This window comes from Aliiglaciecola sp. LCG003 (assembly GCF_030316135.1).
GTDB lineage: Bacteria > Pseudomonadota > Gammaproteobacteria > Enterobacterales > Alteromonadaceae > Aliiglaciecola.
Window position 1 is genome coordinate 2,386,549 of record NZ_CP128185.1, and the last position, 20,531, is coordinate 2,407,079.

General features: G+C 43.0%; 21 protein-coding genes. 5 read left to right on the forward strand and 16 right to left on the reverse strand.

Features of this window, described 5'->3' with window-relative positions:
• Positions 1-167: 167 nt before the first annotated feature.
• From QR722_RS10280 to QR722_RS10290, 3 genes are read right to left on the reverse strand one after another with little or no spacing between them, the layout of a single operon-like run.
• Positions 168-953, reverse strand: coding sequence for an RMD1 family protein (locus QR722_RS10280; protein ID WP_286282745.1), 786 nt, complete (start codon positions 951-953; stop codon positions 168-170).
• Positions 954-984: 31 nt separating this feature from the next.
• Positions 985-2,124, reverse strand: coding sequence for a peptidase C39 family protein (locus QR722_RS10285; protein ID WP_286282746.1), 1,140 nt, complete (start codon positions 2,122-2,124; stop codon positions 985-987).
• Positions 2,125-3,585, reverse strand: a complete 1,461-nt coding sequence (locus QR722_RS10290) for a RimK family ATP-grasp domain-containing protein (RefSeq protein ID WP_286282747.1) — start codon at positions 3,583-3,585, stop codon at positions 2,125-2,127. It abuts the gene before it with no gap.
• 249 nt (positions 3,586-3,834) lie between these two features.
• On the opposite strand from QR722_RS10290, the gene QR722_RS10295 reads away from it, so the two are divergent.
• A complete protein-coding gene (locus QR722_RS10295; RefSeq protein ID WP_286282748.1) occupies positions 3,835-4,071 on the forward strand; it encodes a hypothetical protein in 237 nt (78 codons plus the stop codon).
• 72 nt (positions 4,072-4,143) lie between these two features.
• On the opposite strand, the gene QR722_RS10300 is transcribed toward QR722_RS10295, so the two are convergent.
• From QR722_RS10300 to QR722_RS10350, 11 genes are all read right to left on the reverse strand, one after another.
• Positions 4,144-4,965: a LysR family transcriptional regulator gene (locus QR722_RS10300; protein ID WP_286282749.1), complete on the reverse strand. Its 822-nt coding sequence runs from the start codon at positions 4,963-4,965 to the stop codon at positions 4,144-4,146.
• Positions 4,966-5,051: 86 nt separating this feature from the next.
• Entirely contained in the window at positions 5,052-5,219 is a 168-nt protein-coding gene (locus tag QR722_RS10305; RefSeq protein WP_286282751.1) for a hypothetical protein, read from the reverse strand.
• Positions 5,220-5,362: 143 nt separating this feature from the next.
• Positions 5,363-5,815, reverse strand: coding sequence for an acyl-CoA thioesterase (locus QR722_RS10310; RefSeq protein ID WP_286282752.1), 453 nt, complete (start codon positions 5,813-5,815; stop codon positions 5,363-5,365).
• A complete protein-coding gene (locus QR722_RS10315; protein ID WP_286282753.1) occupies positions 5,815-6,540 on the reverse strand; it encodes a rhomboid family intramembrane serine protease in 726 nt (241 codons plus the stop codon). Before QR722_RS10315 ends, QR722_RS10310 begins: the two co-directional genes overlap by 1 nt.
• 162 nt (positions 6,541-6,702) lie before the next feature.
• Positions 6,703-8,946 carry a xanthine dehydrogenase family protein molybdopterin-binding subunit gene (locus tag QR722_RS10320; RefSeq protein ID WP_286282754.1) on the reverse strand — a complete coding sequence of 748 codons (2,244 nt, stop codon included), beginning with the start codon at positions 8,944-8,946 and terminating at the stop codon, positions 6,703-6,705.
• On the reverse strand, positions 8,943-9,443 hold the full coding sequence (locus QR722_RS10325) for a (2Fe-2S)-binding protein (RefSeq protein WP_286282755.1): 501 nt from the start codon (positions 9,441-9,443) through the stop codon (positions 8,943-8,945). The genes QR722_RS10320 and QR722_RS10325 overlap by 4 nt, the downstream gene beginning before the upstream one ends.
• Before the next feature lie 47 nt (positions 9,444-9,490).
• Positions 9,491-10,102 (reverse strand): nucleotidyltransferase family protein, encoded by a 612-nt coding sequence (locus QR722_RS10330; RefSeq protein WP_286282756.1) that lies wholly within the window; start codon positions 10,100-10,102, stop codon positions 9,491-9,493.
• The gene (locus QR722_RS10335) at positions 10,102-11,115 is read right to left on the reverse strand and encodes an XdhC family protein (protein ID WP_286282757.1); all 1,014 of its coding nucleotides are present in this window, start codon (positions 11,113-11,115) and stop codon (positions 10,102-10,104) included. Before QR722_RS10335 ends, QR722_RS10330 begins: the two co-directional genes overlap by 1 nt.
• Positions 11,108-12,298 carry an RDD family protein gene (locus QR722_RS10340; RefSeq protein WP_286282758.1) on the reverse strand — a complete coding sequence of 397 codons (1,191 nt, stop codon included), beginning with the start codon at positions 12,296-12,298 and terminating at the stop codon, positions 11,108-11,110. The genes QR722_RS10335 and QR722_RS10340 overlap by 8 nt, the downstream gene beginning before the upstream one ends.
• A gap of 4 nt (positions 12,299-12,302) precedes the next feature.
• Positions 12,303-13,481, reverse strand: a complete 1,179-nt coding sequence (locus QR722_RS10345) for a vWA domain-containing protein (RefSeq protein WP_286282759.1) — start codon at positions 13,479-13,481, stop codon at positions 12,303-12,305.
• Positions 13,481-14,317 carry an AAA family ATPase gene (locus QR722_RS10350; protein WP_286282760.1) on the reverse strand — a complete coding sequence of 279 codons (837 nt, stop codon included), beginning with the start codon at positions 14,315-14,317 and terminating at the stop codon, positions 13,481-13,483. The genes QR722_RS10345 and QR722_RS10350 overlap by 1 nt, the downstream gene beginning before the upstream one ends.
• Before the next feature lie 247 nt (positions 14,318-14,564).
• Between QR722_RS10350 and cysK the strand changes: the two genes are divergently transcribed.
• The 4 genes from cysK (at position 14,565) to QR722_RS10370 (ending at position 18,223) form a co-directional block, all read left to right on the forward strand.
• A complete protein-coding gene (cysK, locus tag QR722_RS10355; RefSeq protein ID WP_286282761.1) occupies positions 14,565-15,536 on the forward strand; it encodes a cysteine synthase A in 972 nt (323 codons plus the stop codon).
• A gap of 103 nt (positions 15,537-15,639) precedes the next feature.
• Entirely contained in the window at positions 15,640-16,107 is a 468-nt protein-coding gene (locus QR722_RS10360; protein ID WP_286282762.1) for a hypothetical protein, read from the forward strand.
• On the forward strand, positions 16,104-16,745 hold the full coding sequence (locus tag QR722_RS10365; protein WP_286282763.1) for an NUDIX hydrolase: 642 nt from the start codon (positions 16,104-16,106) through the stop codon (positions 16,743-16,745). Before QR722_RS10360 ends, QR722_RS10365 begins: the two co-directional genes overlap by 4 nt.
• A 152-nt stretch (positions 16,746-16,897) precedes the next feature.
• Positions 16,898-18,223: a M24 family metallopeptidase gene (locus QR722_RS10370; RefSeq protein ID WP_286282764.1), complete on the forward strand. Its 1,326-nt coding sequence runs from the start codon at positions 16,898-16,900 to the stop codon at positions 18,221-18,223.
• An 80-nt stretch (positions 18,224-18,303) separates the two neighbouring features.
• On the opposite strand, the gene QR722_RS10375 is transcribed toward QR722_RS10370, so the two are convergent.
• Positions 18,304-18,507 (reverse strand): DUF3565 domain-containing protein, encoded by a 204-nt coding sequence (locus tag QR722_RS10375; protein ID WP_286282765.1) that lies wholly within the window; start codon positions 18,505-18,507, stop codon positions 18,304-18,306.
• Between the two features lie 75 nt (positions 18,508-18,582).
• Entirely contained in the window at positions 18,583-20,343 is a 1,761-nt protein-coding gene (gene ggt / locus QR722_RS10380; RefSeq protein WP_286282767.1) for a gamma-glutamyltransferase, read from the reverse strand.
• Positions 20,344-20,531 lie beyond the last annotated feature (188 nt).

The window sequence follows — 20,531 nt, forward strand, 5'->3', positions numbered from 1 at the left end:
ACTAAAGCTTAGTGCAATCTTTAAATATATCAATTTTCTAATAACGGTTGGATGTCATGTATGGACTTTGTTATTGGAGCTAAGATGGGTGTCTTGCTAAGAAAAGCGGTGTGATGATAAATTGATGACCTAAAACATTCTATAGGTCATCAATTAAAAATGGCAGCTTAATGAACGAAAAACAGAACGATTTCCACCGCAATTAGAATGATAATAATCCATTCTAAAAATGATGAATGTTTGTGGTTCTGCTCCGCGGCAAACATATCAAACAATTCATGAATAGTTTGTAGTTTCAAATTGAGTAATTCAATCCGCTGGGCTAATTCCATATAGTTAACCGTAGTTGAATAGAACTCCTGGGTGGCTGGGTAATCCCAGAAAAACTCCGGTGTATCCAATAGACTAAAGTGCAATGTAATATCGCTCTTAGTTTGAAATAATGCACCGCGCAACTTGGCTAACTGTTTGCGAGTTAGAGGTATTTTACCTGTTTTGGCTAACTCATCAGTCAAATGGCTATTATCATCAATGGTTTTTTGCGCCCTGGCCTCAAATATTTCAAGCTTATGGGATTGGGCAAATGCATGACTGATCGCTAACAGCGTCAGCGTTTTGCTGGAAGGCAAAATCAGTTTATCATTGCTTATAGAAAACGCTTCGTCAGTTTTTACTTCAAACCCATACATATCCCAGTCAAGATTGGTTTTAAGTTTAACTACACTAGCCATCTCATCCATAATGAATTGTTTTTTACTGTCGCTAATACCCCAAGTGACAATGACGCCGTAGTCAAAAATAACTACCTGCCCCTTAGGTAAATCGATGTGTAACGCATCACGGTAACGTGTGGAAACAAACGTCTTTGCAAAGTGATTTTCTAAATACTTAATATCGATTGTATCTGCAATACATACTACATCTACTGTAGGTGACGAAAAATTACTGGTCATACAAACTTACTCAATAGTTAATAACATTAAATTAGCGTTTGCTTATAATTACTGCTGTTCTAAGCTTATTTTTGCCAAACGCTGACATATTATGAAAATCTTCCCTAGCTAGCGGAACGTGCTGACAATCGGTTACTTGTTGATTGTCTAGTTCGACGCTAGCTTCATCAGGATCTGGATCATGAAAATATAAACAATCATCATCTATGTGTGTCACTGCTACCCAGTGAGGGATCTTCTTGCCATCCAACTGGTAGGTACTGATCAAACATATTACCGACGATCCACTTTCCAACGCTTGCTGAATTTGATCCAATGACGGCTCACTATAATCAATCACCAAACCTCGCTGTTCTGCTAACTGTTTAAAACGTTCATCTACAGCTCGCATGATGGTCTTTTTATGCTCACTGCGCACACCATCAATAAACAAGGCCTTATCTGTATTCACGTACACTTTGGCAGTAAAACCTAAATCATGGGCAGCTAAGCCCAATCCTATTGGGTGACAGCCACCATGGCCCGATGTCATGAATATGGTGGTAGCTTGGCGCCATATATCTAGTTCCAGCGCTTGAGACATGTCAAGTTCAGGCTTAAGTTCAGCCATTGCCATCATCAACGAGGATGGCCCGCAGGTAAACTCTGTGGTTTGCTGATACCAAGGGTATTCAGGCCACTTACGCTGGGTTAATCGCTGATGAATAGGCTTTTGCATCCTTAACGCATCAATGGAATTATGATAGTAATTTTTATACACACCAAATGAGCGATAACCAACAGACTCGTATAGTTTGATTGCAGCCTCATTGTTGCAAGCAACCTCTAAACGCATGAATAACTTGCCCTGCTCTACTGTCTGCTCTTCCAGCGCTTGTAACAGTTTTCGGCCAACTCCTAAACCTTTGCTTTGTTGTGCGACAGCAATGGAGTATAAGCGCCCTAAGCGAGTACCTTTACGCATCAAAACCAAGCCATATCCAAGCAAGCCACTTTGGTCCTGTGCAATCAGAAACACACAGCGTTTAGATTTAAGCCAATGCTTAAAACTGCGGCGGCTTAATCTGTCCGTTTCAAAACTGGCTTGCTCCAGCACAAGCAATGCATCCAAATCAGTTTCCAATGCGGCTCTTATGTCAACCGAACTGAGCTTAACTAACGGCTGAGACATTTAGCGGCCCCTTGCTTCAAGGCGATTGGCAAATTCTTGCATAATAATCATGTATAGTTCTTTACCTAAGTAGAGATCCTCTACTTTAGATTCCAAACTAGGATTATCATTTACTTCAATTACATAAACCTGATTATTCGACTGCTTAATATCCACACCATATAATCCTCTGCCTACCACATTACTGGCTTTAATCGCCGCTTCTAGTACCTGTCTTGGTACTTCGAAAGTAGGTAAGGTTTCAAAATCACCAGAAAAATGTTTCTTAGAACTATGGTTATATATTTGCCAGTGGTTACGCGCCATAAAATAGCGACATGCATAGATAGCTCTGCCATTCAGAACGCCTATACGCCAATCAAAATCAGTGAAAATAAATTCCTGAACTAGCACCAACGCTGACCGCGCCAACATATCCACTAGTTTTACCTTTAATTCTTCACTATTATCGACTTTAAACACGCCCATTGAGAATGAACTTTCAGGCAACTTAAGTACCATTGGATAGCCGAAATCTGCCTCTAATTTTTCGCATGTTTGCTGAGTCGAGTCATTTACAAATGCACTTTTAGGCGAGGGAACATTGTTGTAACTAAAAGCATCATGTAAAAACACTTTGTTGCAACAGCGTAAAATCGATTGTGCATCATCAATCACTACCAAACCTTCCTGTTCCGCTTTGCGAGCAAGTCGGTAGGTATGGTGGTCAATTGCTGTAGTTTCACGAATAAACAAAGCATCATATTGACTAATCGCAGCCGCTTGTTTTGGCGAAATTATTTCCGCATGAATACCTAACTGTTCAGCCGCCTTAACAAAATTTTTCAAGGCTTTAGCATCACTCGGCGGTGTTTTTTCTTGGTCATTAGCCAAAATAGCCATATCCCAACGAAACTTTTTCTTACTCGTACGACTACGCCACGTGGTTTGGGTAAAATTATCTAAGCGCTGTGTAAACAGCGGCCACGTTTCAGCAGACAAATCACTACAGCCTAGTATTTTGGTGCGAACTTCAACTGCATTGTCCGTGATCACCACATGCAAGTGCAAAATAGGCGCGGGGAATCGCTCAAACATATGTTTGGCAATTTTCTTCAGTGCTTCATTTTCAGTCCAACCGAAAAACACCAGCATATTAACTTCACTGGAAGTGAATTGAGAAGACACTAAACTTTTAGGTAGCGTAGACTTCTGCATATCCAAAGATTCCGCTTTATTTACTGCAGCTAAATCGTTAATGCAATTTACACTTGGCAATACTTTATGCTGGCGGGCTTCGGCTAACAAAGAACAATAGTAGCCTTCACTTAAATACAAATCGGTTTTACACAAATTAATGACGCGTGTTTTGGGCTCGCCTGCTTTTGGATATTGAGCAAGATATTGTGCGAAATCCACAACTGTGCCGCCTAATTCAGGTAACCCGTCCAAGTTGTCTACGACAACGATGGTTTTAAACATTTATCCGTCACTCCAATTTATAAGGTTTAAAATATATACAACTACAGAGCAATAGACTAAGCATAGAACATTGCGGGGTAGAGGTTGCAAAAGTGAGCGAAATATAGGCCTTTTCTGTTCTATTTCAATCACTTTATAGTGTTAATAGAATGAAAAATAATTGTCCTGACGAGCAAATTAATTGTCTAGCTTAAAGATTAAAATATTTGAACAATACCATCACCAAAATGGTGTCTATTTGAGGATATTATGAAAAATTTTATAAGGTTAGTTGGCGTTACGAGTTTATCAATTCTTTGTTTCAACTTATTCGCCCAAGAGACTGCAGACGCAGAAACAGTTATGGACATGGTGCAGTTTTGCCAAGAAGTCGCAGATGAGGATGGAACCGGTGGTCTTACTATGCAAGACTTTTTACTCAAATGTGTTAACGAAGAACTTAAATCTGAAGGCTTTAGCCCAGTCACTAAGTTACCAAAAGCTTAAGTATATTCAATAAGTCAACCCAAACTATTGGGTTGACATCCGTATTTTAAAATTTGTATTGCGATATGCCATTTAACCCGCTGACTGGCCTTTTTCAACAAAATAATCTTTTACTTCTTTGAGTCCAACAGCATCATTGTTGTTCACGCTGTGCATATATAATGGGACTGAAAGTGCGATTTCCATTGGCAGTTGTTTTAGTGTTGGATAGTACTGGTTATCCGGCAACAAAGCAAAGCCGCTTTCGGCCTGATTGAGTTGCGACAAACCAATCTGTAATGAACTGGTTTTCAAACGGGCTTGTTTGCATTGAGGATATTGCTGGAACAGTTGATCGGTTATCTTGTGGCCCCATTCAATATGCACGTAATTATCCCAGCCCTTATCATCTTGGTGACAGAATAATTTTAAAGGCACTTGGGTTAAGATCACACTTTCTATGTTATCTAATTTAACCGGCTCTGTAGTAAACGCCAGATCCATTGTGCGCTCGCTTAACTGTCTTGATAAATTTTCAATATTGGTCAATTCAGTGCGTAAGGATAAATCTGGGAAACTCGCACTTATCTGGGCAAAGGGTTGCTGCAAAGACGCATGAAAGGCATTGGGAGTGCACGCGCAACATAGAAATTGCACAGACTCCTGATTCAATGCCTTTTTGGCATCTGCCAATTTTGATGACAGCTCTTGAGCGTAAGGCACCAATTTTTCCCCCGCAGGGCTCAACTGAATACTATTTCGATTACGAATAAAAAGGCTGGTATTGAAGTACTCTTCTAATAATTTAATCCGAGCACTGACCGCAGATTGGGTCAAATAGAGATTATCAGCAGCTTTACCAAAGTGCCGAGTTTGAGCGACTTCTAAAAAAGTCGATAGAAAACGGATATCCACAATAACACACACATATAGTTGGGTTACCCGTTTAATACGTGATTTAAAACCTTAAGGCAAGGAAATTACATTTCCAGTTGCTAATTTTAATGAAACTCAGGGTGCCTTTCTCTCGAACGACTGATCCTTTTACTGTCTCGTTTACGTTTGGCAACATCGTTGTACTGCTTGTCTTTACGCGAATTAGCCGAACCTGATGACAACCAATCTAAATTATCCAAGTCTTCTTTTTCGCGTCTGTAGTCTTTGCTCATTTTTCTTTCACTCGTTGATAGATGCTTTATCTTGGCAATTTCCTACCCAACTGTGAAACAAAAAATTTTTATCTTTAAGATGAAATATATTGTATCTCACTGAGTATTGTTGGCATGAACCTTACATCAAAAAACCGCCAAGGTTAGTCTGGACACTCTGTTCCAGATAAATTGACACTCTTGTTACGTGCACCATCAATCAGTTGCAGTTTAATTTCTTCTGGGATCACAATTTTCTCAAATGTCTGGGAGTCAACCATCACATAAACGAGTTCTGCACTAGCAATGTGACGCTGGGTACCTACATCACTTATTTCAATTTTTAGCGAAAAGGAGGTATTTCCCATATTGCCAACTTCTACCGTTATCTTTAACACATCGTCAAACTTGGCTGAACTGCTCCAGCTAATATTTAGATTAACAACCTGATTATCATAGCCTTTTTCAATTAGTTGATGGTATCCACCAATTACAGCACGCATATATTCTGTGGCAGCCAGGTCGGCGTATTCTGCGTAGCGCGCATTAAAGACAACTTGCTGAGGATCGCATTCGGCATAGCGCACGCGAATGAACAGTGAAAAAGGGCTTGGCATCAGTGAATATCCTTGTTGCAGTGGTGAGTTCTATGTGTTGGTTTATGCTCTTTAACGTGAGCCTTTCTAGTGTGGTCTTTATGACTATTTACGTCAACCTGCCAATCATCTCCAATCACAGAGTCGTCGGCATTTTCGGCTTTCTCCCAGTCATAATGTTTTTCAATTGGTTTGGGATCCAACTTGCGCCATATCAATGCGGCAATACTACCAGCCAATGCGCCAAAAAAGTGATACTCAAAAGAAATCCCTGGCTCTCGTGGGAAGATAGTCATGGTCATGCCTCCATACAATAGAAACGCCCCCATCATTAGTGCCACAGAGCTTTTGTCTCGTCTTAAGATACTTATCACAAATAGATAGAAAAATACCCCATGGGTCAAACCACTGGCCCCAATGTGATATGCATCGCGGGCAAATAACCATACCCCCAATCCGGAGAACAACCAAATAAACCCCAATACTCGCCATCGAGACTTCGGATAGCCATACATTAAAAACGAGCCCGGAAGTAGCATAGCTAATGTATTATTGAACAGGTGTTCGACCGAACCATGGATAACTGGCGCAGTAATAATGCCCAATAGACTACTAAGCCGATGTGGGTAGACACCTAACCAGCTTAAATCGGTATGGGTAAGCAATTCAAAAGACTTGATGCACCATATCAATCCTACGATCAATGAAGTAAATACAATACTTTGTTTTAAAGTGATTATTTTCATTAAATCTAGATGAGGCCAATCTTCCAAAACAAAAGGTTAGGCCCAGCAAATCAGTAGTGCATAGGTGGAAGATCCCATTGATATTCCTCAAGTGTGCCAATGGGAGGGGAATTGTACTAAGCAAATTTAAAGGGGCCGAGTAAGCTTGACCCCTTTGAGCAGTTAGACTGACAAATGTTTCGATACGGGTAAATCTCTGATCCGTTTACCACTGGCATGAAAAATAGCATTAGCCAGACTTGCTGCAACAGGTGGCGTGCCCGGCTCTCCTACACCTCCTGGAGGGGCGTCCGACTCAATAATATAAGTTTCAATTTTGGGGCATTGATGCATCCGCAGCACTTGGTAGTCGTGATAGTTAGACTGTTCCACTGCGCCATCCTTAATGGATATTTCGCCAAGAAGGGCTAAGGATAAACCAAAAATCATTGAACCTTCTTGCTGAGAACGGACCCGATCAGGATTAACCACAGTGCCAGCATCTATGGCAGAATGCATTTCCAGAACTTTGACAGTATTGTTAATCACACGGACTTTGGTAGCCACGGCCACGTAACTCACAAAACTTCTTTGCGCACTAATCCCCCAAGCCTCATTTTCCGCACAGGGCTGTTCCGCTGCCGATTTTTCTACAACCAAATCTAGTACTCGTTTAATTCGCCCGATATCTATTGGAAAGACATCCAAAGGTTCACCATAATTTTGATAGTCAAATCCCTGGGTTTTAGGGTCGACCAATCGGTTAGTGCCCAACAATTGGTGCCACATTTTTCGGGTGGTCTGACCGGTCTCTACGGCTAATTCATCCACAAATGAACCTTGCGCAAAAGCATGATGGATATTACTAACCGAGCGCATCCAACCGATTCTAATGTGTCCAGTTGCCTTATGAGTCTCACAGGACAGATCTTTTACTGCAAAAGGCATATCACCGAATCCCAGCGATAATTCACCTGTATCCGCTTCATCAGTAGTAGCATTAAAGGTCCAACTAATACTCGGAAATGCGGTGCGTTGTACCCAACTAATCAGTTGTTTATCTTGGTCAAAACCTGCCTGAAAATGTTGCGCACTAATGGCATGATAGTAGCCATGCTGAATATCATCTTCGCGGCTCCACACTACCTTAACTGGCTTGCCCATTTGTTTTGATAATAATGCGGCTTCTACTGAAAAGTCAGGCTTGGATTTCCTGCCAAAGCCGCCGCCCAAAAAAGTCACATTTACTTTAACCTTAGATTTTTCGATGCCCAAAGCTTCCGCTACATTGGCCTGAGTACTTTGCGGTGTTTGTGTACACGCCCAAATCTCACACTGATCATGGGTAAATGACGCCGTAGCTGCCGGTGGCTCCATGGGAGCGTGAACTAAGTATGGCATAGAGTAGGTTGCAGAATGGCTTGAAGCAGCTTGTGCCATGGAATGATAAGCATCGCCAGAATGACGTATCGTCTTGCCCTTACTAACAATGTTTGATTTAAGCTCTGCCAAGAAAATTTCCGAGTTATGTTTTGCGTTATCACCAAGCTCCCATTGGATGTTGAGAGCTTGACGACCTTGCATCGCCGACCAAGTGTTGCTAGCCAATACCGCCACGCCATTTAACGGGTGAAATACCACAGGTGAAGGTTGAGTTGGCATTTGATAGGTCGCTACCACACCACTGGTGTTCTCGGCGGCGGCTGCATCAAATGATTTAACCCTTGCCCCAACTACCGGCGAACGCTCAATACTTGCATACAACATTCCCTCCAGCTTAATGTCTTGCCCAAACTTAGCCTTGCCAGATACCATTTCAGCCAAATCTACACCAGCAATCGGCTTTCCGATAAGTTTAAAGTCTTTCGGAGATTTAAAGGTTAAGTCCTTTTTGGCTGACGGAGTCAGTCTAGCTGCTGTCTGGGCTAAATAACCAAAACTAACCTTTCGTTGAGAGTCACTATGGTGAATGAAACTATCTTTAGCATACACACTAGCTAGCGGAACCTGCCACAATTGGGCTGCGGCTTGCTCTAACATCCCCCGTGCCGAAGCTCCCATCTCACGTAAAATGCTATAAAAACGACGAATGGAGCGTGAACCATCGGTATTTTGACTGCCATATTCTTCATTGGCTAAGCCTTGAATCACACTAACTTTGTCCCACGCAACGCAAAGCTCTTCGGCAACCACTTGTGCTAGCCCTGTGCGGATCCCCTGCCCCATTTCGCTGCGATGACACACTATGTTAACTGAATTGTCCGTATTGATACTGACGAACAGATTTAATGCTGATGATTCTGCCGGTGGCGTTGCCCAAACAGGCGTGAAAGTTGGAATGACTCCACCTAAGACTAAACTACTGGCACCTATACCTGATGCTTTCAAAAAGCTTCGACGACTGACATTAGATATGGGAGCACTCATGCGTCATCTCCCACATTGTTAGCTAAGTCAAATTGAGCTGCAGTTGCCATACTCTTAGAGGCCGCTTTTATGGCAGCTTTGATCCTTGGATAGGTGCCACAGCGGCAAATATTGCCTTGCATATAATTATCAATATCTTCATCACTAGGCTGAGTATTTTGAGATAATAAGGCAACCGCACTCATGATTTGACCAGATTGGCAATAACCACATTGGGGCACGTTATACTCTTTCCAGGCCTGTTGAACAGGATGCTCGTCTAAGCTCGATAAACCTTCAATAGTAGTAACCTCTTTATCTGCGACTGCAGATATTGGCATTACGCATGAACGCACTGGTTGGCCGTCTATATGTACTGTACAGGCACCACATTGGGCAATACCACAACCATACTTACTGCCGGTCAGATCGAGCAAATCTCGCAACACCCAAAGAAGTGGCATTTGCGGATCGGCCTCAACTTGTCTGCTCACACCATTTATCGTGAAACGAATCATAAATGTTCCTTACAATTAGCGGGCATCGGAATGTACCAAGTGCCTCATTAGATCTCGGTTAAACTGTTTTTCCAGGCTAGTAAATCCTTTGGCGTATCAATGTCAAACTGTGCTTCAGGTAAGCTCACTTTTACAACATGCTGAAGATGACTCATGATATACGCTTGCGCACCCTTGTTTTGTGTTGCAGAGAGAGTCATTAATGGCGCTATATAGTCAAACGGAAAAATCGCCGGCGCACCTAGTATTTTATTATAGTCAGTGGCGATTATTTTTGACGGATTATGTTGCGCAGCATCCACAAGGTTAGCGAGACTCTTTTCAGTTATGCCTAAATGATCACCCAAACCAATTAACACATGACTTATTATTTCCGTTTGACTCGACTTTTTTAACAGGGCGACTAAGCCACAGGATAGACTGGCTGTCATGCCCTTATGCCAATCTTCACAAATTACCGCTTCAATGCCTTCAGGCAAATATTCGGCGATTTTAACAGCATCGGCCCCTAACACGACACAAATCGACGATAATGAACTATTAACATAACAATCCACTACCCGATTGAGTAATGTTCGTCCGTCCACATCATAAAGTTGTTTGAGTTGACCAAAACGACTCGCACTGCCAGCGGCAAGTATTACGCAGCCTATTTTCATTAGGCGATAATACCGCTAATGCTTTTGCCATCAGCTTGTTCTAATACGCTGTGAATCTCCGCCAGCATCGATAAAGCAATAGATTCTGGCAGCTCGCCGCCCAAACGTAAGCCGGCTGGATTAGCTAAAGGTAACGGATAGTTTTGTCGCTGCATATCAGCATATTTAAACACCCTCTCAGTTCTATGCTCCGGCCCTAACACACCAACATAGCGTGACTGACTGCGCAAAGCCAACTGCAAAGCTTTAGCATCTAAGCCAATGTTGTGGGTCATAATCAATATTGCATCTGTAGTTTCTAACCAGGTTATAGGGGCAGTTTGAGATAATAATTGGTTCATGTCTTGGCGTATAATTAATGTTGCATCGGCAAAGTACTGCTGGCGTGCATAGCTCACTCGGGGGTCGACCAAAGTTACCTTCCAACCTAGTCTAGCCGCAATCGCAACCACCGGCCGTGCGTCAACGCCAGCGCCAAACACCACCAACTGATTAGGCGGCGAGACGACCTGATGAAGATACTTAACCTCATCTCGAATAAATATAGTTGGCTTGATAGGTTTACGATGGTCGAGCAATAGGCATTGGTTGTCAGGCTCTGTTTCATCCACCTTTTGCACATACTGGCAAAATTGATTGGTCTCTAGGGTGTTAAGCACAGCATCTAACCCTAGGTAGTGATTCGCCTGCGACACAGGTTGCAATAAAATTTTTACCAAGCCGCCACAGCCAATCCCCAACTGCCAAGCTAAGTCCTCCTCTTCGCGCATATCATATTGGATAATTCGGTTCTTTCCGTCGTGCCAACATTTACGGGCTTGGAGCATAATGTCAGACTCCAAACAGCCACCACTGAGCAAGCCGAAATACTGACCAAGATCATTGATCATCATATAGGCCCCGGTTTTACGATAAGACGAACCTTGGGTTCCTACAATAGTTGTCAGTACCCAACGTTGACTATCACGGTTTAGCCACCAGTTTTGTAATATAGCCTGCACATGATTAGACACCAGCAGCACCGCTGTCTTTTCGTTGGACCTCTTTTCCACCCACACGTATAACTAAGGTTTCAGCAATTTTGTCTTGAATAGCCTGGCGGTTAGGATCCCAAAATATCTGTAAAAAGCCCATCAAGCCTGTAGCGATCCCAGCTCCATAACCGCCATAGCGACCAAAACTTTCCCATAAGGTTGGCTCGCTACCATCGAGTTTAATGACTTTGATGCCTAGCAATTTCTTGCCAAAGGTTTGGCCTTTAAACAATCCCATCACGGCGGTGAAATAAAATGCAGCCCAACCAAAGCCTAGACCCAAATCCGCTATAATACCTTTTGCCCACTTCACCAGACTGTAACCCTTTTGTTCTAAGCTACTCACAGATTTATCAATGGGTAGTTCCTCAGCTGGTAGAGGCTTGCCCTGCGGGCTATCCGCTTCACTGACCGACTCCAGTGGTAAAACTTGTTCATAATAACCGAGAATAAATTTAGTTAATGCGGCCTGCTCTTGTTTGTCCAGCTGATCTTCAGAGAACTCAACAAATTGACTGATTATTTCAGTAGTGGCCTCAGGCTCGAGTCCTATTGCGATGATGTCGTCGACAAATTCTGTGCCTAAAGCTTGCCAACAAGCCAATCTAGAGTCGCATTTTCCATCATCTAGATTTTGCTCGAGTTTATTCACTGCCAATAGATATTTACCGCTAAGTAATACCGCAGCAGTGGCTAACTGTGCACTGCCCTGTGTGATGTTTGTAGCATTATCGTTTTTTTTGCGACCATCTTGGCTTGAGGGGCTAAAACCTCCTTGCTGGTAAATACCTATTACTCCACCAATAATAAACACCACTGCAGCTACCCTTAGCGTTTTGACTGCTTTGGGCTTATTTTTACGTTGTTCTAATCGTTTTGCCCATACCCAAAATAACAGCGCCACAAATATGGCCAACACATTACCGGTAAGATCAGATATCAAAGCAACCAAAGCTAAATCAATTAACAGCGCAGTAGCACGCCGAAAAGGTGATGCTAAAGGCGTACCAAACAAACTAGGGGATACTTCAAACGCATAAGGAGTAACGACTTCTCTGGTTTCTTTTTGTTGTTGCTTCTTACTTACATGGCGGCTTTGTTCGGAAGAACTAACATCTCCCGTTGAAGCGTTTTTTGACACAGACAAATCGGTCGGTTGCATTAGCTTATCTCTTGGTCAGCGCTTTTATGGCGTTTCCTAGACCTTCAATAGTCAAGGGAAACATTTTGTTATTCATAATGTCTTTCATAATTTGAATCGATGCATAGTAGTTCCAGTATTGGTCCATCTGCGGATTCAACCAAATTGCATGATCAAAATGATCTAACAAACGCTTCATCCACACTGCACCAGGCTCTTCATTCCAATGTTCCACACTGCCACCAGGATAAGTTATTTCATAAGGACCCATAGTGGCGTCCCCAACAAATATCAATTTATAATCCCCACCATATTTATGAATGATGTCAAAAATTGAGATGACTTCTTGGTCTCTGCGCTGATTGTCTTTCCAGACCCCTTCGTAGACACAATTGTGAAAATAAAAGTACTCCAGATGTTTAAACTCTGTATGCACGGCAGAAAATAGCTCTTCGCAGGAGCGTATATGCGCGTCCATCGAGCCACCCACATCGAAAAACATCAGCACTTTAATCGCATTGTGGCGCTCGGGCACCATGTGAATATCAAGCCAACCTGCATTTTTCGCAGTTTTGCCAATGGTAGTAGGTAAATCTAACTCCTCACTGGCACCGGTGCGCGCAAATTGGCGTAACTTACGCAGCGCTAGTTTAATATTGCGGGTACCGAGTTCAACGTCTGTCGCTAGATTTTTAAATTCACGCTTATCCCAGACCTTAACCGCTGAAAACTGCCCGTTGCCCGGCTGTCCAATCCGTATTCCTTCTGGATTAAATCCATGGGCACCAAATGGTGAAGTCCCGCCGGTACCAATCCATTTATTACCGCCTTGATGGCGTTTCTGCTGTTCTTCCAAACGTTTTTTCAAGGTCTCCATTAGCTTATCTAACCCGCCCATGGCCTCAATTTCAGCCTTTTCCTGCTCACTGAAATTTCGCTCTAATTGTTTGCGTAACCATTCCTCGGGGATATCTTTACCGAACAAATCAATCGATTGGACACCTTCAAAATAATCCGCAAAGGCCCGATCGAATTTATCAAAGTGACTTTCATCTTTGACCAGACATAAGCGAGACAGATAATAAAACCCCTCGGTGTCGGCAAAAATCACGCCTTGCTGCAGGGCACTAAGTAAATCCAGCAACTCTCTAAGTGTCGCCGGTACTTTATATTCACGCAGTTTAAAGAAGAAATCGACTAACATTAGCGTCTCGCCATAAAGACCAATTTTTCAAACAAATGAATATCTTGTTCATTTTTTAATAGCGCGCCGTAAAGTGGTGGGATCGACGTTTTGCCGTCTTTATTTTGCAACGCCTCTGGCGGAATGTCTTCGGCCACAAGTAATTTAAGCCAATCAATCAATTCTGAGGTAGAGGGCTTTTTCTTTAATCCGGGCACATCCCGTAAATCGAAAAAGGATTCCAGCGCTTGATTCAACAGCTCTTTCTTTAGATCCGGGAAATGGACTTTAACGATGTCACGCATTTGCTCAGCATCAGGAAATTTAATGTAGTGAAAAAAACAACGGCGCAAGAAGGCATCCGGTAACTCTTTCTCATTATTGGATGTGATAATCACTATCGGACGTTTGACAGCCTTAATCGTCTGTTTAGTTTCATACACAAAAAATTCCATTTTATCGAGTTCCAAAAGTAAATCATTGGGAAACTCGATGTCTGCTTTATCGATTTCATCAATCAGCAAAACCGGAGGTCTGTCAGCATCGAAGGCTTGCCACAGTTTACCCTTAACAATATAGTTACCTATGTCTTTGACTTTTTCATCCCCTAGTTGCGAATCCCGTAAACGGGACACTGCATCGTATTCATATAATCCTTGTTGAGCTTTAGTGGTAGATTTAATATGCCACTGAATTAATTCTGTACCTAAACTGCCGGCTAGTTCTTCAGCTAGCATGGTCTTACCGGTTCCTGGCTCACCCTTAATTAATAGCGGTCGTTGCAACGTAATAGCCGCATTTACAGCTAGTTGTAATTCCTGACTCGCGATATAGTTTCCTGTTCCATTGAACGACATGATTAACCTCAAAATATGAAAAAATTTTAATAACAAAATATGATATAGCAAAAAGCACTTTGAAAAATCACCGCGCGGCTCAATCATAACTGAGTGCTTTATATGACAATATTCAATTTTTAGTCTATTTGTATGAGAACAAGTGCTTGTTTAATCTAACATAAACACCGTTGTTTGCTTATTCAAATTACAAATATACATTGAAAGGTATCACTAATAGTGACCTTAACTTATTCAAGGACATGCTATGCAAGTTTATGATGACAATTCTCTAGCGATCGGCAACACCCCGTTGGTTAAATTAAACCGAGTGGTGCCTAAAGGGGCCCATGTATATGCCAAGATGGAAGCCCGTAATCCAAGTTTCAGCGTGAAATGCCGTATCGGTGCCAATATGATTTGGGACGCTGAAAAACGCGGAATATTGACCCAAGACAAAGAATTGGTAGAACCAACTAGTGGTAATACCGGTATTGCCTTGGCGTTTGTTGCCGCTTCACGTGGCTATAAACTGACCTTAACCATGCCAAGCAGTATGAGTTTGGAGCGTCGCAAATTACTCAAAGCCTTAGGTGCCAACGTGGTGTTAACTGAGGCCGCCAAAGGCATGAAAGGCGCAGTCGCTAAGGCTCAAGAAATAGTGGCCACTGACCCTTCTAAATATGTTTTATTGCAGCAATTTGATAACCCAGCTAACCCTGAAATTCACGTCAAAACCACAGGTCCTGAAATCTGGAACGATACCGATGGTAAAGTGGATATATTCGTCGCTGGTGTAGGTACAGGTGGCACTATCACTGGTGTCAGTCGTTATCTGAAGCAAATTCAAGGAAAAGATGTTCTGACAGTTGCCGTTGAGCCGACTGATTCTCCTGTTATTACTCAAGCAAAAGCGGGACAGGAACTCACACCTGGTCCACATAAAATTCAAGGAATTGGTGCTGGTTTCATTCCTGGTAATCTGGATCTTGATTTGGTTGATGAAGTTGAACAAGTAAGCAACGAAGAATGTATCGCCATGTGTCACCGTCTACTTAAGGAAGAAGGTATATTAGCTGGTATCTCAAGTGGTGCAGCAGCGGTCGCAGCAGCCCGTTTGGCGGCAAAACCAGAACACGCAGGTAAGAATATCGTTGTGATATTCGCCAGTTCAACAGAACGTTATTTAAGCAGTGCTTTGTTTGCCGGTGAGTTTACTGATTTAGAAGAAGTTCAGTAGTCTAGAGTAAATTAGTCTGACCAAGAGGAGGCGATTGCCTCCTCTTTACTTTTGAAGCCAGAAAAAGCAGACTAAGTATGTTATTCATCAGCGACGTAAAAAAATGTTCAATAAGCTTTCTACCCTATTACTATTTACAACCATCATGTTAACGCTTCAAGCCTGTGACAGCGGCTCAAAATCCGCCAAAGGCGCGGGTAAGTATGGAATGATGGACACCAACACGCCAGATTATGCCGCCGTGGCGTTTTTTCAACATGTTTACAATGATGAAAATCTTAACGCTGCAATCGCCATGAGCACACCACGCATGGCAAAGCTGATGCAGTCGTATCATACCAACCGCAACGTGCAGCGGCATGTATTTGATTTACGTTATGATGAGGTCGATATTCAACCTGACACTGGTAATTCAGTGGGTCGGAATGAATTTGCCCGTACAGCGGTAGTAACCTTATTTTTTACCGGTACCCTGCATGATAATCGAATTGAAGATATTCGCATTGTAGAAATGGTCAGGACGGATGGGAAGTGGCTGGTTGATAAAGTACTGGCTGACAAATATCTGTGAAAGCGTCTTCACTAAATCAAACTCTGTGGCTAAATCGAATCAAGCGCTTACACGCGATTGCCGAAACAGGTCTGGCATTTTCACCGGAGGAATTTGATCAACAACGTTTTCGCGAAATATCACTCATCAGCCGTGAAATGTTGGCTGATTTAGCCAATCTGCCTATAGAGCCGATCACGGACTTAGTCACACCGTTTCATCGACGTTACGTGACACCGCAAATAGAAGTGCGCGGGGCTGTGTTCCAGAAAAATAAGATCTTATTAGTCCAAGAAAAATCAGACCTCAAATGGACCTTACCCGGGGGTTACGCAGATGTAGGACTAAGCGCAGTAGAAAACTTAAAAAAAGAAATGTTAGAAGAAGCCGGGATAGCGATTTCTCAGTGCCAGTTAATCGCATTAAGACATAAAGCCTCTGGGGACTATGATCTAGATATTCGAGAGTTCTATAAATTGATTTTTTTATGTGAAACACCGCAGCATGTTAAACCCACTCCAGGCATGGAAACTTGCGGAGCCGACTTTTTCCCGCTTAATCATTTGCCCCCGCTATCAACGGGCCGAACCATAGTTCGCGACATCAATGACGCCATGCAATTTCATTTGGGAAATACCCAGCAGACCCTTATCGAGTGACCCGGAATTTAAATAGTAAATCGGTAGTAGCTTAGCGGTTTTTCTCCTGCCATTTTGACCTAAAACACCTTAGCTAAGTCAATAAAAATCTGATGTAATTGATTGACTATCTTGATACCGTTGTACCAAGTCAAATTGTTAAAGGGATTTTTATGCACATTTTAAAATCAATTGCGCGCAACATCGGATTCTGCAGCAGCCTTATCTTTTGCAGTATTAGTTGTTTTGCCGAGTCTATGGATATAAATGGCCCATCACCATGGCCAGAAATTAGAAAGCAGCGTATCAGTCAATTGTTACCTTTGGCCATGCAGGCCGCCAAGGTTGATTCTTGGCTGATCCTGTGTCGTGAGAACAACAATGATCCCCTTGCTGAACATATTGGCTGTGAAAACGCTGGCTCTCCCGCAGCCTTCTTATTTTATACCGACGATCAAGGCTTTCATTCGCTAGTTTTTTCACCCAGCAGTGAAGCAACCGCATTGGATGATTTGGATATCCATGACAAAGTCATTGCGGTGCCGCGTGGCCAATCAACCCTTAAACAGGCAAGCGAATTTATTAAACAGGCTGATTTTAGCTCAATTGCTATCAACAGCTCTCAAACGAATGCTCAAGCGGATGGTTTGTCTGCAACTCAATATAAGCAACTTATCTCATACCTTGACGATACATTTGTAAAGCGTCTAGTCACTTCTGAAGAAATTGTATATCATTGGTTGTCAGTCAAATTACCCCAAGAAGTGGACATTTTACGTAAAGCTGCCGAGCTATCCGCTCAGTGGCAACTAGAGGCTTACCAAATTATTCAGCCGGGCAAAACCACCGATGCCGAAGTAGCCAAATTCTTAAAACGCAAAATGGCTGAGCATGGTGTTACGGACGGTTGGGCGCCTGAGCAAAACCCAAATGTAAATTCGGGTCCGGATCGCGGTCATTCCCATCCAACCAATAAAATCATTATGCCTGGAGATGTAATTCAAATTGACTTTGGCATTCGTTTATTTGATCGTTGGGTGAGCGATATTCAGCGATTTGGTTACGTTTTAAAACCCGGTGAGAGCAAAGCACCATCTGACATTCAACACTATTGGAACAGTGGGCGAGATGGCGGTCATGCAGCATTCAGCGCAATGCGGCCTGGGGTGAGAGGCATTGATGTAGATGCGGCGCAAAGCGTCCTGATGAATAAAAACAAGTCTGAACCGGTAATCTGGAGTACCGGGCATCCGGTAGGTTACGTGGCGCATGATACCGGTCCCAATTTAGGCGGTTCGAGAAGCCCTACTGTACGCCCCTCCTCTCAAAAAACCCTCAAGCAAGGAATGGTATTTGCGTTCGACGGTTTTCACAGTTGGAAGTTAAATGAACAGGATTTGAAAACAATTTCAGTGGAAGAAATGGCCGTAATCACGGCAGATGGGGCTGAATATCTTATCCCGCCCCAACAGGAAATCATCTTGGTAGGCAGCAAATAAAGTGTAGTTTTGGCTCAATCGACAATGGGCAGTGATGTCTATCACTGCCACCACTGCTGCGGGATTCGTCCTATAAGCAATCAATTGTCTGCAGGCTCACTTCGGTCGCATTTTATACATTCTAACCGATAACCTAGCTTCGCAGTCCGACCTTCGATGGTAACTACCCAAGGACGATTAGTCCAGGGCGGAGAGTGCCTGACGTGTTGGTTGTGTCCACACTCCAATTGGGCTACCCAGTGATTTTCATCATCTTGATGATAGCCTATGATCGACTGTTGCATGGCGAAGAGACTCCAAAGCCAATGTTTATATTTAAAAACGCAGTAAGCCTGAGAGTTAATTTCAGTTGTAGGGGATTAATCCCCTACTGCGATTCCCTCACGGCGAGGATCCGCGCCTCCGATTAGTTTACCATCCTTAATTTGGATGCCATGTAACCCACTATTCAAATCAACTATTTTGACTCTATGCCCCATGGCCTCCAATTGGCCTTGCCAGTTTTCGGCTTGGGTCCCTTTCTCTAATGCTGTGTAATCATTTCGGTTAGTGAACCGGGGTAAATTGATAGCTTGTTGCACATCAAGATCCCAATCGATTACAGCCATTATTGTCTGGGCAACATAGCTGAGTATGCGACTTCCTCCAGGAGAACCAATTACCAATACTAGCTGATCATTTTGATCAAATACCATTGTGGGGCTCATGGCACTGCGGGGCCGCTTTTTCGGCTCAACTCGATTCAAGACTGGGATATTATTGGGACTCGGATGAAGTGAAAAATCCGTTAACTGATTATTCAACAGAAAACCTTCAACCATAAGTCCTGAACCGAAAGCAAATTCAATGCTGGTGGTCATGGACACCGCATTGCCTTCTTTATCAACAATAGACACATGGCTGGTGTTGGGTAGCTCAAATGAATTGTCCGCTGCCAAGGCTGCGGTAATGAATGGAGCGCCAGCTCTGGCATAAGGTATGTCTTTATTTAACTTGATCTGATCTGCACGATTGCTCAGGTAAGTGCTATTAATTAAGGAGGCAAATGGCAGTTGAGTGAAGTCACTATCAGCTATATATAGTTCTCTATCGGCATAGGCTAATTTAGATGCTTGGGTAAATAGGTGAGTCGATTCGATAGAATTGGCACCATATTTTTTCATATCGAAGCCTTCGAGCATCTTAAGGATTTGGAAAACATTTATGCCCCCAGAGCTTGGCGGTGCCATACCGCAAATTTTGTAAGTGCGATAAATGCCACAAATAGGTTCACGTTTTATGGCTCGGTAGTCTTTGATATCTTCTTTGCTTAATAATCCCGGATTTATGGTTGCCATTTGCACGGCATTGACCACTTTGTCGGCTAATTCCCCTGTATAGAAATAGTCAGCCCCCTGTTCTGCGATGCTGCGCAGTGTGCGTGCCAACTTACGATTCGTTTTTGTAGTTCCATGCTGTAACGCTTCACCATCAGGATAGAAATAGATCTTAGTGGTTAGAAATTTTTCCAGTCCAGGATGAATTTTCAAACTTAATAGTTTTTCCAATCTTGGTGACACGGTGAAACCCTTTTCAGCGGTTTCCGCAGCGTCGCTAAACAACTCACTCCATGCTAACTTGCCAAACTGCTGATGTGCCATATCCAGCGCTTTCAGCGCCCCTGGCACACCGACAGAACGCCCACCTACTACCGCATCAATCCAAGGTAGTGGTTTGCCGTCTTGCATAAACAGATATGCATTGGCTTTGGAAGGAGCGGTCTCACGACCATCAAAGGTATGCAATTTTTTCCCTTTGTTATCCCAATATAGAATAAAATTGCCCCCGCCTAACCCCGACGATTGAGGTTCAACCAGTGTCAACATGGCTTGCACGGCAATAGCTGCATCAATTGCACTACCGCCTTTTTTCAACACATTTTTACCCGCCCAAGATGCATATGGATTAGCCGCCACAACCATATATTCTTCGGCGATCCGAGCTTTCTTTTGCACAACTCCGGTAGCGGCTTCTGGCTCACGGTCTTCACGCTTACCTTGCTCGCCAGCACTGTATGCAGAGGCCGATAATAGCGCGCTGACCACAGTGACTCTAAACCATGATTTAACGATATACTTCAAAATTACACTCATTTTATGACTAATAGCTGTTATGGCGCACAAGATAACCATGCAAGATAGCGGATGCAATAGTATTTTAGTAGTGTTCTACCATCACTTATACCCAAAGTGCAGGAAACTTTTGCCATAGACTGAATTTGACTATAATGTTCTGCCCAACGAGTCGCTAATAGGAAGTCACAAATTAA

Bases quoted from the DNA above. Each gene is read 5' to 3' on its own strand.
- QR722_RS10280 (WP_286282745.1), bottom strand. From the start codon at position 953: ATGACCAGTAATTTTTCGTCACCTACAGTAGATGTAGTATGTATTGCA.
- QR722_RS10285 (WP_286282746.1), bottom strand. From the start codon at position 2,124: ATGTCTCAGCCGTTAGTTAAGCTCAGTTCGGTTGACATAAGAGCCGCA.
- QR722_RS10290 (WP_286282747.1), bottom strand. From the start codon at position 3,585: ATGTTTAAAACCATCGTTGTCGTAGACAACTTGGACGGGTTACCTGAA.
- QR722_RS10295 (WP_286282748.1), top strand. From the start codon at position 3,835: ATGAAAAATTTTATAAGGTTAGTTGGCGTTACGAGTTTATCAATTCTT.
- QR722_RS10305 (WP_286282751.1), bottom strand. From the start codon at position 5,219: ATGAGCAAAGACTACAGACGCGAAAAAGAAGACTTGGATAATTTAGAT.
- QR722_RS10310 (WP_286282752.1), bottom strand. From the start codon at position 5,815: ATGCCAAGCCCTTTTTCACTGTTCATTCGCGTGCGCTATGCCGAATGC.
- QR722_RS10315 (WP_286282753.1), bottom strand. From the start codon at position 6,540: ATGAAAATAATCACTTTAAAACAAAGTATTGTATTTACTTCATTGATC.
- QR722_RS10320 (WP_286282754.1), bottom strand. From the start codon at position 8,946: ATGAGTGCTCCCATATCTAATGTCAGTCGTCGAAGCTTTTTGAAAGCA.
- QR722_RS10325 (WP_286282755.1), bottom strand. From the start codon at position 9,443: ATGATTCGTTTCACGATAAATGGTGTGAGCAGACAAGTTGAGGCCGAT.
- QR722_RS10330 (WP_286282756.1), bottom strand. From the start codon at position 10,102: ATGAAAATAGGCTGCGTAATACTTGCCGCTGGCAGTGCGAGTCGTTTT.
- QR722_RS10340 (WP_286282758.1), bottom strand. From the start codon at position 12,298: ATGCAACCGACCGATTTGTCTGTGTCAAAAAACGCTTCAACGGGAGAT.
- QR722_RS10345 (WP_286282759.1), bottom strand. From the start codon at position 13,481: ATGTTAGTCGATTTCTTCTTTAAACTGCGTGAATATAAAGTACCGGCG.
- QR722_RS10350 (WP_286282760.1), bottom strand. From the start codon at position 14,317: ATGTCGTTCAATGGAACAGGAAACTATATCGCGAGTCAGGAATTACAA.
- cysK (WP_286282761.1), top strand. From the start codon at position 14,565: ATGCAAGTTTATGATGACAATTCTCTAGCGATCGGCAACACCCCGTTG.
- QR722_RS10360 (WP_286282762.1), top strand. From the start codon at position 15,640: ATGTTCAATAAGCTTTCTACCCTATTACTATTTACAACCATCATGTTA.
- QR722_RS10370 (WP_286282764.1), top strand. From the start codon at position 16,898: ATGCACATTTTAAAATCAATTGCGCGCAACATCGGATTCTGCAGCAGC.
- QR722_RS10375 (WP_286282765.1), bottom strand. From the start codon at position 18,507: ATGCAACAGTCGATCATAGGCTATCATCAAGATGATGAAAATCACTGG.